This window comes from Lysinibacillus sp. C5.1 (genome assembly GCF_016350185.1).
GTDB classification, from domain to species: Bacteria; Bacillota; Bacilli; order Bacillales_A; family Planococcaceae; genus Lysinibacillus; species Lysinibacillus sphaericus.
On the sequence record NZ_CP066226.1, the window covers coordinates 993,148 to 1,007,479 of the forward strand.

General features: G+C 38.8%; 11 protein-coding genes. 9 read left to right on the forward strand and 2 right to left on the reverse strand.

Going from position 1 to position 14,332, the window contains the following annotated elements:
- Nucleotides 1-533: 533 nt before the first annotated feature.
- On the reverse strand, nucleotides 534-2,216 hold the full coding sequence (locus I5435_RS04525) for a methyl-accepting chemotaxis protein (RefSeq protein WP_337983316.1): 1,683 nt from the start codon (nucleotides 2,214-2,216) through the stop codon (nucleotides 534-536).
- Between the two features lie 734 nt (nucleotides 2,217-2,950).
- On the reverse strand, nucleotides 2,951-4,645 hold the full coding sequence (locus I5435_RS04530; protein WP_108029504.1) for an Rqc2 family fibronectin-binding protein: 1,695 nt from the start codon (nucleotides 4,643-4,645) through the stop codon (nucleotides 2,951-2,953).
- Between the two features lie 304 nt (nucleotides 4,646-4,949).
- On the opposite strand from I5435_RS04530, the gene I5435_RS04535 reads away from it, so the two are divergent.
- The 9 genes from I5435_RS04535 (at nucleotide 4,950) to rlmN (ending at nucleotide 14,328) form a co-directional block, all read left to right on the forward strand.
- A complete protein-coding gene (locus I5435_RS04535) occupies nucleotides 4,950-5,825 on the forward strand; it encodes a YicC/YloC family endoribonuclease (protein ID WP_024362092.1) in 876 nt (291 codons plus the stop codon).
- Between the two features lie 43 nt (nucleotides 5,826-5,868).
- Complete coding sequence (gene gmk, locus I5435_RS04540; RefSeq protein ID WP_024362091.1) at nucleotides 5,869-6,486, forward strand: guanylate kinase; 618 nt, start codon at nucleotides 5,869-5,871, stop codon at nucleotides 6,484-6,486.
- Nucleotides 6,487-6,490: 4 nt separating this feature from the next.
- Entirely contained in the window at nucleotides 6,491-6,718 is a 228-nt protein-coding gene (rpoZ, locus tag I5435_RS04545) for a DNA-directed RNA polymerase subunit omega (RefSeq protein ID WP_024362090.1), read from the forward strand.
- A gap of 131 nt (nucleotides 6,719-6,849) precedes the next feature.
- Nucleotides 6,850-7,857, forward strand: a complete 1,008-nt coding sequence (gene coaBC / locus I5435_RS04550) for a bifunctional phosphopantothenoylcysteine decarboxylase/phosphopantothenate--cysteine ligase CoaBC (RefSeq protein ID WP_108029505.1) — start codon at nucleotides 6,850-6,852, stop codon at nucleotides 7,855-7,857.
- A complete protein-coding gene (priA, locus tag I5435_RS04555; protein ID WP_108029506.1) occupies nucleotides 7,854-10,268 on the forward strand; it encodes a primosomal protein N' in 2,415 nt (804 codons plus the stop codon). Before coaBC ends, priA begins: the two co-directional genes overlap by 4 nt.
- Before the next feature lie 122 nt (nucleotides 10,269-10,390).
- Complete coding sequence (gene def / locus I5435_RS04560; RefSeq protein ID WP_024362087.1) at nucleotides 10,391-10,885, forward strand: peptide deformylase; 495 nt, start codon at nucleotides 10,391-10,393, stop codon at nucleotides 10,883-10,885.
- Nucleotide 10,886: 1 nt separating this feature from the next.
- Nucleotides 10,887-11,828, forward strand: coding sequence for a methionyl-tRNA formyltransferase (gene fmt / locus I5435_RS04565; RefSeq protein ID WP_024362086.1), 942 nt, complete (start codon nucleotides 10,887-10,889; stop codon nucleotides 11,826-11,828).
- Nucleotides 11,825-13,186 carry a 16S rRNA (cytosine(967)-C(5))-methyltransferase RsmB gene (gene rsmB / locus I5435_RS04570; RefSeq protein ID WP_024362085.1) on the forward strand — a complete coding sequence of 454 codons (1,362 nt, stop codon included), beginning with the start codon at nucleotides 11,825-11,827 and terminating at the stop codon, nucleotides 13,184-13,186. The genes fmt and rsmB overlap by 4 nt, the downstream gene beginning before the upstream one ends.
- Complete coding sequence (gene rlmN, locus I5435_RS04575) at nucleotides 13,186-14,328, forward strand: dual-specificity RNA methyltransferase RlmN (RefSeq protein ID WP_024362084.1); 1,143 nt, start codon at nucleotides 13,186-13,188, stop codon at nucleotides 14,326-14,328. Before rsmB ends, rlmN begins: the two co-directional genes overlap by 1 nt.
- Nucleotides 14,329-14,332: the final 4 nt, after the last annotated feature.

A 14,332-nucleotide genomic window follows, 5' to 3' on the forward strand; every position in this document is an offset into this window, starting at 1 on the left:
AGAATTTTTATAGTTTTGTAGAAAATCATTGTAAAACTAAGTGAATATGATTTTTTATTAGGTAATTTTTTGCAGTTTCTAATCTAAAAATATGAATAATACTATCTATAAATGATATATAAAAATTTTGTTTTGTATTTATCTAGTATTTAGCTTTGGGAGAGAAAAAAAGGGAAATTGAGAGAAATTTGGTTGATTTAACATGACTATTTATGTTGTTTATAGGGGGATTTTAGCACAAGAAAGTAGTCTAATGTTTTTTTAAAATAATTCATTTGCCTTTGTAATCGCTATTTTTTATAAAAAATGTGCGGTGTTTTTCAATTAAGAATAGATTTTTGATTGTGCAGTTTCCTCTTTTCGACAGAAATCAACAAAGTCAGCTATATTTTGTATAAAAATGATTTCATATCTAAATTTCACATTTTATCATTCAGATTATCCAATTATTTCTAAAAAAATCGTGTAAAAAAACACTCTAGAATAAACGCTGTCTCGTTATCAGCATTTACCTAGAATGTTTACTTATTGTTTTATAACTTAAATTGGTGAATCTGATTTTGTAATTCTAAAGATTTCTCGCTTAATTCTGTTGCAACGAAGTTTACTTGTTGAATTGTAGCTGCTTGTTCTTTCATAGCTTCGGCAATAATCTTTGTATTATCCGCACTTGCTGAAGCGCCGTAAGCAATTTCAGCAACTGATGCGGCTACTTGTTCAGCGCTGGCAGATATTTCTTCTGATGTTGCTGAAATATCTTCTATTTGATCGGACATCGTCGTTGCTTGGACAATGGATTCGAAAGCAATACCTGCTTCTCCAATCATTTTAACACCATCATTTACAGAATGAAGACCGTCGACTACTGCTTTTTCTACATTTTTAGTATCTTGCTGAATATCTTGTGTTAAAGCGACAATTTTATTAGCGGATTGTTTTGATTCTTCGGCTAGCTTGCGCACCTCATCTGCTACAACAGCAAAGCCTTTCCCGTGTTCACCTGCGCGTGCTGCTTCGATAGCGGCATTTAGAGCGAGCAGGTTGGTTTGATCTGTAATTGTTGTAATAACTTCTGTAATATTGCTGATTTCTACTGATTGTTTACTTAGTTTTTGAACGAGTGTGTTAATAAGTTGAGTAGAATCATTGATTACATTCATTTGCTGTTGGGCTTCTTCTATTATATTGTTCCCTGTATTGGCTGTTTCTGATGTAGCGATGGCGCTATGGTGAAGCTGTTGTGTTGCTTCTGCAATACGTTGTACACCTGTAGCTGTTTCATCCATGGCGGCAGCACTTTCCTTTGCAGCAATTGTTGCGGTTTCGGCCGCGGCGGCGGTTTCATGAATGCGTGAAGAAACTTCTTCTGTTGTAGCAGAAACTTCTTCAGTAGAAGCCGTTAACTCCTCGGCTGCGCCTGTTAAATGTTCTGAGTTATTTTGAATATGTGTCATTAAACTACTTAAGTTACTTTTCATCGTATTAAAGGCTATCGCCAGTTGTCCAATTTCATCTTTAGAGTGGTTGGTAATATCTTGATGATATAATTCACCGTTTGCAATGTTGTTGGCAGCGGCTACAACTGATTTTAAAGGGGTAGTAACTTTGCGATGTACATAAAGCATTAAGAATATGCCAAGTGCTACACCAATAATAATCGCGATAATCGAAATGATTTGTGAATTTTTCACTGCTTCTTTAGATTCTGCTGTAATATTCTCTAGCTGTGTTTTTTGGTAATCGACAACTTTATTTGAGACTTCTAGTAGTCCTCGGTTTGCTTGTTGTGCATCACTATTGACTATTTTTAACGCCTCATCTAATTTTCCTTCATCATGTAAAGCTAAAGCACGATCAGCTGCTTGGTTAAAAGCATCGTTATATGTATCAAGTTCTTTGGCATATTCAACCATTTCGGGCGAATCTGCTTTTTTTGCAATTTCGGCAACGTGCTCATCTAACAATCCAGCGTGTTTAATTAAACTATCCTTATTACTTGCTGTATCTTCTATAAACATTGCGCGAATAAAAAGACCTTGCATCGCCATTTCAAATTGAATACTATCTGACAGTTCTACTTGGGAAACGCGGTCTTCTAATGCAGCTTCAACTTTCTTCTCAATATTGGAAAATTGGTTGAACAAAATAAGCAAAGACATAAATAAGATCAAAATAATTGAGAAAAAACCGAAGCTTAATTTTTTGCCAACAGACATAGTAATACGCCCTTTCTAAAATGCTTTAAAATTTTTTATAGTTAAATTAAGACATCGTAGAAGCGAGAAGTCAATAAGCGGACATAGAAACAGTTCAGAATATTCATGCTTAAAATCTTTTTATTTTATGATAGGGCACATTGCCTGTGAAAATTGAAATGGACACAAATTTTTATCGTTATATAGTACGGATTGCTGTGGATGAACAACTGAAAAAAATAGGGGCTAGGACATAACGATAAAATTTTTATAAAATCGTAGGATTTCGGTGCAAGATTGCTATTGAGTATGCACAAGTACTTAGCTATTTTTTCTTTTGTAATGAGGATAAATAGAAGAGCATATTACATGTTGTAGCGCCTTGCGGTGTACCTGCGTAAAGCAATCCCCTTGCGGATAGCAACGGCATAACAAAAGAAGTGGCTGAAATATAACTAAAAAAATATAAGGAACAATAAATTTTTTGTTCTATGGAGAACTTATCTATTCTTGCATTTGCAATAAATAAAACATTAGAAGGATTCACTAGTTGTTGGTAGCGGATGCGGTGACTCCTGCTCAGAACGCACACAGCGTAAGACGCTGGCATTCCGCGCGTTAGCGAGGGTTGCGGCTTACTGTGCTGAGCGGAAAGCACCGCCGAGCCAACAACAACGGCGCAGCAAAAAAGGTGTTAGATTGACTGCCATCAATCTAACACCTTTTCTCTTTTGTCCCAGCCTCTATTGCTATTATTAAGACTGTTTCTTTAATTGTAAAATAACCGTTTCATCGGGATCTATAAACAATGTTTTTTGTTCGAAGTAAATAACGAATCCTGGTTTGGCACCATTAGGTTTTTTCACTTGTCTTATTTCTGTATAATCTACCGGAACAGAAGATGAGTCACGTGCTTTTGAGAAATAGGCGGCAAGTGTTGCAGCTTCTCGCAATGTCGTATCATCGGGATTAGCGTTGTGAATGACTACATGAGAGCCTGGTATATCTTTTGTATGTAGCCAAATATCTGTACGCTTTGCTATTTTAAATGTCAGCATATCATTTTGCTTGTTGTTTTTCCCTACAGAAATGGGCGTTCCTGTAGATGATAGAAAATGTTCGGGTTCAGGTTTAAGCTGTTTTTTCTTTTTCTTAGCGTGACGAAGTTTTAAATAGCCCTGTTCCGCTAATTCTTCACGAATCTCTTCGATATCACCAGGCGATGCTTGTTGCACTTGTTGCGCTAACATCTCAAAATAAGTTATTTCTTCTCTCGTTTTTTCGAGTTGCTCTTGCACCATAATAAGGGCATTTTTAGCCTTCGTATATTTCGTGTAATAATTTTGTGCATTTTCAATCGGTGTTTTACGCTCACTTACCGGAATCGTCACTTGTTCAGCAGATTCACTGTAATAGTTTGTGACGGTCACTTCCTTCACACCTTTTTCAAAAGCGTAAATATTGGCCATCAATAGTTCCCCATACAATTGGAACTGATCTAGTTTGGAGGCGCGTTCATAGTCTTTCGTCAGTTTTTTGATTTTTAACGATAGTTTGTCGATTTCGTTTTGTAACCAGCGTTCTAAATCACCTGCTTGTTGCTTCACACGATCTCGCTCCGCGCGAGCAAAGAATACACGGTCAAGAAGCTCATGTACATTTGGGTAGGCAGTTTTCTCTCCTTGTAAATGTGTTAAAGCAATTGGGGAGAAGTATGTTTTACCATGCGCGTAAACATACATCGGTTCTTTGCCACCATCATTAAAATCTGCCATAAAGTCCTTGAAGCATCCGACTTTGTTTGACGTGGCGGTTAAGCGAAATAATAACTCCTCTGCATGTAATGGAGAAAAGCCAATAAATTGCGACACAATATCTTTAGCGGTTTTTGGCTCTGCGAAAAATGCAGCTAGTTGCTCATCATCGACCGTAAGAGGTTGCCATTTATTTTGTGCAGGTGGGGCGATATAAGGCTGTCCTGGTAATATTGTTCGGAAACTATTCATCGAAGGTGATAAATGTTTCAAACTGTCGATAATTTTATTTTGTTCTGTATCAATTAATAACAGGTTACTATGGCGACCCATAATTTCTGCATGTAGTTCCCGTACAATGGGATCACCGATTTCATTTTTACTTTGGATTTCTACTATAATAATACGATCTAACTCATGCTGTTTAATAGAAGAAATAAAACCACCCTCTAGATGCTTACGTAAAAGCATACAAAACATAGGGGGCTCAGCAGGGTTTTCAATTGTTTGCTCTGTAAGATGTACACGTGCATAGGAAGGGTGGATAGAAAATAATAATTTATGGTTCCCTCCATTTGCACGGATTTGTAAAACAACTTCCTGAGCGTTAGGTTGATGTATTTTCGTAATACGACCTGTTACTAATTTTTGTAGGTCTGTTGTCATTGAATAAGTAAATAAACCATCAAATGCCATTTTAATTCCTCTTTCCAACGATATATTGCATCATTGTGTTTTCGTATTTGCGCTGAAAAGGTCTGCTAAAACGAACTACAATGGTGCAATTCATAATTTTATAAAGTGTTCCCAAAACAGCCATTTCAAGCACGAATGCTTTTTTAGTATGTTTATCATAGCATTTTTTAGGTGAATATTAAAATATAGCTTCAGATGTGGTAGAATTAATTTTTGCTCTAGCGATTTTTTTGTGGAGAGACGTCATAAATGACGGAGCTTATGTTATAATTATCCCAGTATGCAAAGAAAGGTGTGACGAACCTTGGTGCGTAGTATGACTGGTTTTGGCAGAGGTGTCACAACAACAAGAGACTTTCAGTTAACCGTAGAAATACGCTCGGTCAACCATCGTTTTTTAGAAATTCATGCAAAATTTCCGAAAGAATGGCTTGAAGCAGAAGTTTTTGCGAAGAAATTAATTTCACAAGCTTTATCCCGAGGGAAAATTGATGTGATGGTATATGTAAAAGATTTAGAAAATGTCGAGCAATCTATTGAAATTAATTGGTCATTAATTGAAGCGTATCGTAAGGCAAAAGAACAATTAGCAAGTAAAGTACCGCTAGAAGAAAAATGGACGATGCAGGAGCTACTAGCGCTTGAGAAAGCATTAGTGCAAGAAAAGCCGCAACTAACGCCAGAAGATTTATTAGGTGCTGTGGAACATGCGGTAACAGAAGCCATTGGACAGTTGATTCAAATGCGTGAGCGTGAAGGGCAAGAATTGCAAGATGTTGTTGTACAATATAAAGAACAGCTAATGGAACAAGTGAATCAAATACGTTCATGTTCTTCACTTGCTGTTGAAAAATATCGTACACGTTTAGTAGAACGGATTGCTGAAATTGCAGAAGTAGCGCTTTTAGAAGATCGTTTACTCGCAGAAGTAGCGATATTTGCAGAACGAGTGGACATAACGGAAGAATTGGATCGATTAGATAGTCATTTTAACCAACTGGAAGAAACGTTACTAGAAACCGTTTCAATCGGGCGTAAATTAGACTTTTTAATGCAGGAAATCCATCGTGAAATCAATACGATAGGTTCTAAAAATCAATCGACAGAAGCAGCCGTTGCAGTAGTTCAGGCAAAAACAATTTTAGAAAAGATGCGTGAGCAAGTTCAAAATATCGAATAACATGCCTGCATCTGTTATAAATTAAGGGAGATATAGAGAATAAATGATAAAAGAACGTGGATTATTAATTGTTCTGTCTGGCCCGTCTGGTGTAGGAAAAGGGACAGTGCGAAAAGAATTATTTTCTCAACCGAATACGAATTATGAGTATTCCATCTCAATGACAACACGAAATCCTCGCGAAGGTGAAGTAGATGGTGTAGACTATTTTTTCAAGACACGTGAAGAGTTTGAAACGTTAATTGACCAAGGTGGCTTATTAGAACACGCTGAATTTGTAGGCAATTACTATGGCACGCCGTTAGCCTATGTAAATGAAACACTTGATGCTGGTCGTGATGTATTTTTGGAGATTGAAGTACAAGGAGCAGCACAAATTCGTAAAAAAGCACCGGATGCCTTATTTATTTTCTTAGCCCCTCCAAGTTTAACGGAATTAAAAGATCGTTTAGTTGGCCGTGGGACAGAAACAGCGGATGTTATTGCAAAGCGCATTGCAACTGCAAGTGAAGAGCTTGAAATGATGAGCTTATACGATTATGTAGTTGAAAATGATGAAGTGACAAATGCCTGTGATCGTATAAATGCGATTATTAAAGCCGAGCATTGTCGAAGAGAACGTGTTGAAAAAAGATATTTGTCAATGTTGAGAGGAGAATAAACCAATGTTATACCCATCAGTAGATGCCTTAAAAAAAGAAATCGATTCAAAATATTCTTTAGTAAGTTTAGCATCAAAACGTGCTCGTCAAATGCAAGAAGTAGAAGGTACTGAGCGCCTACACAAATATGTTTCCTATAAATATGTAGGAAAAGCACTTGAAGAGGTAGCAGCAGGTGTACTTACAAAAGTATCACAGGATGAGTCCGCTGTGTACGAAGACGAAATCTAACATTGATGGTATAAAGCTTTTGCCAAGTTAATGTTAAAATCTGCAGTGATTTTTTGATTATACAAAAATGCCGAGAGCTCCCGAGGAAATTGTCCTTTGGGAGCTTATCGTTTGAAAGGACGACATTGTAGATGAATAAAAATATTTTACTTTGTGTTTCAGGTGGTATTGCGGTTTATAAAGCTGTCGCGCTAGTGAGTAAACTATCGCAGGCGGGTGCCCGTGTAAAGGTCATTATGACAGCATCAGCCCGGCAGTTTGTCAATCCGCTAAGCTTTCAAGTCATGTCAAAAAATGATGTCTACTTCGATACATTTGATGAAAAAGATTCAAATGTCATTGCCCATATAGATTTAGCTGACTGGGCAGATTTAATATTAGTCGCTCCTGCAACTGCCAATGTGATTGGCAAACTAGCAAACGGTATTGCAGACGATATGGTAACAACGACATTACTTGCTACTACTGTACCTGTTTGGATTGCACCCGCTATGAATGTCCATATGTATGATCATCCAGCGGTTAAGCGTAATTTGGCACAACTAGCAACAGATGGTTATCAATTTATCGAACCGTCAGAAGGCTTTTTAGCATGTGGCTATGTTGGGAAAGGTCGTTTAGAGGAGCCAGAGAAAATTACGGCACTTGTGCAACAGTATTTTTTCGCTCCAAAGCCATTAGCAGGACGAACGGTGCTTGTAACAGCCGGAGCAAGTTATGTCCCTATGGATAATCAGCATGTAATTAGTACAAAGGCCGATGGTAAGGTTGGACAAGCGTTAGCGAGAGAAGCGCAAGCACTAGGGGCACATGTCATTCTTTTAGGTGAAGAAGCAACAAATGCGTATGACCTCATTTCGCAAGTAGAAAACGTTAAAAAGCAAAATGCGCAGCTCTTATTTATCCACGCAGCCAACATACCAACAATTGAAAGTGCCCCTACTCTATCCATTGCAGGTACAGAGGCAGTGACATTTGGACAAAAAGTGCTAGGGAATCCGATGTTACAAGTAATAGCCGATGAATGGATTGACTATAGTCAAACAGCAACAATAAACGGACAAATTGTCAATATTTCAGATACGACACAATTTGCAAAAGTTTTATGGCATCATATATTACAAGGTGAGTCGCAATGAACATTTTATACGCAGAGATCATAGTGGATGTTTCAACATACCATGTAGATCGCTCATTTGACTATGCGGTTCCTGTAGAATGGGTAGCTGTTATAGAGAAAGGCTGTCGTGTAAAAGTACCATTTGGACCGAGAAATGTACTAGGATTTGTTGTAGGTTTAAAACATGAGACAGATGTTCCAACTAATAAAATAAAGCCGATTGCTCAAATTTTAGATATAGAGCCTGTTTTTACTGAAGAAATGTTGTTGATGGCAAAGTGGCTTAAAAATGAAACAATTTGCTATGAAATTGATGCTTTGCAAGTAATGCTACCCTCCGCATTACGAGCTAAGTATGAAAAAATCGTCAAATTACTCGATCATCAAACGATTTTGCCAATGGCTGTCCAACAAATTTTTGGGAAGCGACAACAGGCAAACTTTAAGGAATTTGAACGGGCAGGATTATTGCCACTCTTAAAAACGTTAATTGCCGATAAAATTGTAAAAATAGAAAATGTCGTGAAGCAACAAGGCAATGTAAAAGAAGTTCGTATGGTAAAGATAACTGAGGACGAACAAGCATTAAGCAATGCTATGCAAGAGGCATCAAGAGCTGCGAAGCAACGTTCTTTAATTGAATGGATGGCTTCGCATTTAGGTGAAGTTTTTACACCACAGCAAATTTATGAAGCAACTGCTGTCTCGGCTGCTGTATTACAAGCGGTTATTGAAAAAGGCGCAGCAAGTTTTATACAAGAAGAAGTGTATCGCGATCCTTTTACAAAGGATGTTGCACGTACACAGTCCTTACAATTAACGGACGAACAAGCAGTTGCATTAAAAGCAATTACGCATTCTATTGAGACACAATCTGCTGCCACCTTTTTATTGCAAGGTGTTACAGGTAGTGGCAAAACGGAAGTTTACTTGCAAGCGATTCAAAAGGTTTTAAATGACGGCAAGGAAGCTATTATGTTAGTGCCTGAAATTTCGTTAACGCCCCAAATGACGGAGCGTTTTCGTAGTCGTTTTGGTGAGATGGTTGCCGTGATGCATAGTGGGTTATCTGTTGGAGAGAAGTATGATGAGTGGCGTAAAATTCAACAAGGGAAAGTAAGGGTTGTAGTAGGTGCCCGTTCAGCAATTTTCGCACCCTTTACTAATTTAGGGCTAATTATCTTAGATGAAGAGCATGAATCGACTTACAAGCAGGAAGATTCACCCCGTTACCATGCGAGAGATGTAGCCATTTGGCGAAGCCAATATTACCGTTGTCCTGTTATTTTAGGTAGTGCGACACCCGCTCTTGAGTCATATGCCCGTGCGAAAAAAGGGGTCTATACACTATTAACGTTAAAACAGCGTGCGCTGCATCAAGCAATGCCAACTGTATATGTTGCAGATATGCGAGAGGAACTTCAAAAAGGAAACCGCTCGATGTTTTCGGAACTACTAATTGAAGGGATACGAACGCGACTTGAACGACGAGAACAGATGGTGTTGTTTTTAAATCGAAGAGGATATTCGTCCTTTGTGCTATGTCGTGATTGTGGGACGGTCGTGCAATGTCCGAACTGTGATATTTCATTAACCTATCATCGCACAACGGAAAAACTTAAGTGTCATTACTGTGGTTATGAAGAGCATGTGCCACAAATTTGCCCGCAATGTCAAAGTGAGCATATTCGATATTTTGGTACAGGGACACAAAAGGTAGAAGAAGAAATCTATAAATTATTTCCAGAAGCAAGGGTATTACGAATGGATGTTGATACAACAAAGCACAAGGGGGCACATGAAGAGATTTTGCAAGCATTTGGTGAGGGGCAAGCTGATATTTTACTCGGTACGCAAATGATTGCAAAGGGACTTGATTTTCCTAATATTACACTTGTTGGTGTGCTTAGTGCCGATACATCATTACATTTACCAGACTACCGTGCTGCGGAGCGGACTTTCCAATTACTTACACAGGTAAGTGGTAGAGCAGGTCGTCATGATAAAGCGGGTGAAGTCGTAATCCAAACTTATACGCCTGAGCATTATGCAATTGAATTAGCTAAAGTACAAGATTACGAGCCATTTTATGAACGGGAAATGTTTTTACGCCGTCGTTCGGGCTATCCACCTTATTATTTCGTTGCACTTATACAAGTATCGCATGAAGATGTCATGATGGCAGCAGAGTATGCAGGACGTGCAGCAGATTGGCTTCGAGGAAATTTATCCAATCAAGTGTCCATTATTGGCCCAACAGTTGCGAGTATTAGCCGCCTCCAAAATAGATATCGCTATCAATGTTTGATAAAATATAAAATTGAACCAAATCTGATACCTGTCTTGCAACGTTTACTTGCGATGTATCGAGCAGAATGGATTAAGCAGGGGATATTAATGACGGTTGATTTAGACCCGTCTACGATATAAAAAGGCGCAATAGCTCTTTTCGAGCAAGCTTGACTACCGCATAATGGATTTAAATGGCGATTTGCCTAAGAGTGAAATGAAGGCAAGAGAGCGTCTTATATAATAGAAATGAGGAACGAAAAATGGCGATTAAAAAAGTAATCGAACATCCAGCAAAAGTATTATCTACACCATGTGCTGAAGTAACAGAAATTAACGAAGATATTATTGCATTACTTGATGATTTATACGACACGATGGTGGAATATGATGGCGTTGGGATTGCCGCACCACAAATTAATGTTGGACTACGCGTGGCAATTGTCGAGCTAGGTGAAGAAAGAGATATTTTAGAAATGATTAACCCTACTGTTATTAAAACAGACGGAGCAGAAGTGGATATCGAAGGGTGTTTAAGCTTCCCAGGATTATATGGTGAAGTTGAACGTCCTGATTATGTGAAAATTGAAGCTTGTGACAGAGAAGGGCGTGTCTATGAGCTTGAAGCTGGTGGCTTTGAAGCGCGAGCGATTTTACATGAAATCGATCATTTAGATGGTATATTATTTGATTCTAAAATTAAGCGCATTGTGACAGAAGAAGAGCTAGAAGAAATGTACGCAGAAGAGGAGGAATAATATGACGTCAATTATTTTTATGGGGACACCTGATTTCTCAGCGCCAATTTTGCGTATGCTACACAATGAGGGCTATGATATCAAGGCTGTTGTGACGCAACCAGATCGACCAGTTGGGCGTAAGCGAGTGCTAACACCGCCACCTGTTAAAGCAGCAGCATTGGAATTAGGATTGCCTGTTATTCAACCAGAAAAGCTACGTGGCTCTGAGGAATTACAGCAAATACTGGATTTACAACCGGATATCGTTATTACAGCAGCTTTTGGGCAAATTTTACCGAAAGAATTGCTCGATGCACCGCCGCTTGGCTGCATTAATGTGCATGCCTCCCTTTTACCGAAATATCGAGGTGGAGCGCCAATTCACCAAGCTATTATCGATGGTGAAAAAGAAACAGGCGTTACGATTATGTATATGGCGGAGAAGTTAGATGCAGGCGATATCATATCTCAAAAGGCAATTGCTATTGAAGAAGATGACCATACAGGTGGTCTATTTAATAAACTAAGTGTTGTAGGGTGTGAGCTATTAAAAGAAACACTTCCTTCTATTATTAATAGAACAAATAGCCGGACAGTACAAGATGAAACACAAGTGACATTTGCCAGCAATATATCGCGGGAACAAGAGCGAATTGATTGGGCAAAGGATGCCACGACTCTCTACAATCAAGTGCGAGGATTACACCCTTGGCCAGTAGCCTATACAACATTTGAAGAAGGTAACTTTAAAATTTGGTGGGCACAAGTTGGACAAGCTAAACATAACGTGACACCTGGTACAGTGGTAGCAATTGCAAAGGATCATTTTGAAGTTGCGGCTGGCAATGGGACAGCGCTAGCATTATACGATATTCAACCAGCAGGAAAAAAACGAATGACGGCAGAGGACTATTTGCGAGGCACAGGTTCGAAATTACAGATCGGGGACCAATTTAAATGAGTAAAAAAAGCGTAGTAATTTGGGATGGCAATGTACGAGATGCCGCACTTTCTATCCTACTAGCAGTAGATAAAAACCAAGCGTATAGTAATTTACTTTTACACGAAACGATTAAACGCCATAAAATAGAAGCAAAGGATCGTGCACTTTTAACAGAAATTACGTATGGGACGCTTCAATATAAAATGACCCTTGACTACTATTTAGAGCCATTTATTCGTGGTAAACTAGATCATTGGGTGCGTTGGCTACTGCGTTTGTCGTTATATCAAATGCACTATTTAACACGTATACCACCGCATGCAGCCGTAAACGAAGCGGTAGAAATTGCAAAACGTCGTGGACACCAGGGTATTGCTTCGACAGTAAACGGTATTTTGCGTTCTATCTTGCGTCAAGGCGTAAGAGCGATAGAGGATATAACAGATCCTATCGAACGTCTTGCTATTGAAACGAGTCATCCACAATGGTTAGTTGAACGCTTTGTTCATAATTATGGTCTGGAAGTAGCGACAGCAATGCTTCACGAAAATAATGTTCCGCCGGTGCAAACGGTGCGCGTCAATAGAACCGTGGCAACACCAGAACAAGCGATTGCCAGTTTACAAGCGGAAGGCTTAACAGTACAGCAAAGTGACCTAATGCCAGAATGTCTTCATGTTACAAATGGGCAACCTGCTCGTACAAAAGCGTTTCAAGATGGTGTGATTACCATTCAAGATGAAAGCTCCATGATTCCTGCAAATGTGTTGAATCCTTCTCCAGGTATGCGCGTCTTAGATATGTGTGCAGCACCAGGTGGTAAAACGACGCATCTTGCGGAGAAAATGGGCAATAAAGGTTCTATTTTGGCAACGGATTTACACCCACATAAATTAGATTTAATCGACCATAATACAGAACGTCTAGGACTGGATATTGTAGAAACGGCTCCGATTGATGGACGCAAGGCTCCAAACTTTTTACAATTGGAATCGTTCGATGCGGTGTTAGTCGATGCACCATGTAGTGGCTTAGGGGTTATGCGTCGTAAGCCGGATATTAAATATACGAAGCGTGAAGAGGATTTAGAAAATCTTCAAAAAATTCAACTGGCGCTACTTGATGCGGCAACGAAAGTATTAAAACAAGATGGCAAGCTTGTCTATAGTACATGCACAGTCGATAAACAAGAAAACGAAGGCACTGTTGAGGCCTTTTTAACAGAGCATCCAGAAATGGAAGCTATACAACTAGAATCTTTACCAACAAAATTAGCGGAAAAGCAAGCAAATGGCATGCTTCAAGTCTTTCCACAAGACTTCGGCAGCGATGGTTTCTTCGTCGCGGCCTTTCGTAAAAAAGGAGAATCCAACTAATGGTGGATCAAGAGCAATTTAATGAACGTATTAATGATTTAGTCGAGGAAGCGGAAGATCAGCCTGTTCGACGAGCGAAAAAAGAAAAACCGAATTTAAAAGAATCCATTTATTCATTACAACCGCACCAATTAGAAGAATGGCTAAAAGAAAATGGGGAAAAAGCATTCCGCGCTGCACAAATTTTTGATTGGCTATACAATAAACGAGTAAAAACATTTGAAGAAATGTCTAATCTATCTAAAGCATTACGTGACAAGTTAGAGGCAAGTTTTGCTTTAACAACATTGTCAACGATTATTAAACAAGAATCAAAAGATGGTACGATTAAATTTTTATTCCAATTACAAGATGGCTATTCCATTGAAACAGTTTTAATGCGCCATGAATATGGCAACTCTGTTTGTGTCACAACGCAAGTGGGCTGTCGAATTGGTTGTACGTTCTGTGCATCTACGTTAGGTGGTTTAAAACGCCATTTACTAGCGGGGGAAATTGTAGAGCAAGTTGTCAAAGTACAGCAAGCTTTAGATGAAGTAAACGAACGCGTATCTCATATCGTTATTATGGGCATAGGCGAACCTTTCGATAATTACGATGCTATGATGAATTTCCTAAAAGTAATCAATCATGAAAAGGGCTTAAACATTGGAGCACGTCATATTACCGTTTCAACATCGGGCATTGTACCAAAAATTTATCAATTTGCTGATGAACAGCTTCAAATTAACTTTGCCGTATCCTTGCACGCACCGAACCAAGAGGCGCGTCAAAAACTAATGCCTATTGCACGTGCCTACAAATTAGATGAACTGATGGAAGCAGTTCGTTATTATACGAAAAAAACGGGACGTCGTGTTAGTTTTGAGTATGGTTTAATGTCTGGTGAAAATGATTCAGTTGAAGTGGCAGAAGAATTATCTGCTCTTATAAAAGGGATTAAATGCCATGTGAACTTAATTCCTGTAAACTACGTACCAGAACGTGATTACATTCGCACATCTCGTAGTAAAATTTTTGCTTTTGAGAAAACATTAAAGAAAAATGGTATTAACGTAACAATCCGTAGAGAGCAAGGTTCAGATATTGATGCGGCTTGCGGACAATTACGTGCGAAAGAGAGATCTGAAGAAACGAGGTGACCAG

Bases quoted from the DNA above. Each gene is read 5' to 3' on its own strand.
- priA (WP_108029506.1), top strand. From the start codon at position 7,854: ATGAACATTTTATACGCAGAGATCATAGTGGATGTTTCAACATACCAT.
- fmt (WP_024362086.1), top strand. From the start codon at position 10,887: ATGACGTCAATTATTTTTATGGGGACACCTGATTTCTCAGCGCCAATT.
- def (WP_024362087.1), top strand. From the start codon at position 10,391: ATGGCGATTAAAAAAGTAATCGAACATCCAGCAAAAGTATTATCTACA.
- rlmN (WP_024362084.1), top strand. From the start codon at position 13,186: ATGGTGGATCAAGAGCAATTTAATGAACGTATTAATGATTTAGTCGAG.
- coaBC (WP_108029505.1), top strand. From the start codon at position 6,850: ATGAATAAAAATATTTTACTTTGTGTTTCAGGTGGTATTGCGGTTTAT.
- I5435_RS04530 (WP_108029504.1), bottom strand. From the start codon at position 4,645: ATGGCATTTGATGGTTTATTTACTTATTCAATGACAACAGACCTACAA.
- gmk (WP_024362091.1), top strand. From the start codon at position 5,869: ATGATAAAAGAACGTGGATTATTAATTGTTCTGTCTGGCCCGTCTGGT.
- rsmB (WP_024362085.1), top strand. From the start codon at position 11,825: ATGAGTAAAAAAAGCGTAGTAATTTGGGATGGCAATGTACGAGATGCC.
- rpoZ (WP_024362090.1), top strand. From the start codon at position 6,491: ATGTTATACCCATCAGTAGATGCCTTAAAAAAAGAAATCGATTCAAAA.
- I5435_RS04525 (WP_337983316.1), bottom strand. From the start codon at position 2,216: ATGTCTGTTGGCAAAAAATTAAGCTTCGGTTTTTTCTCAATTATTTTG.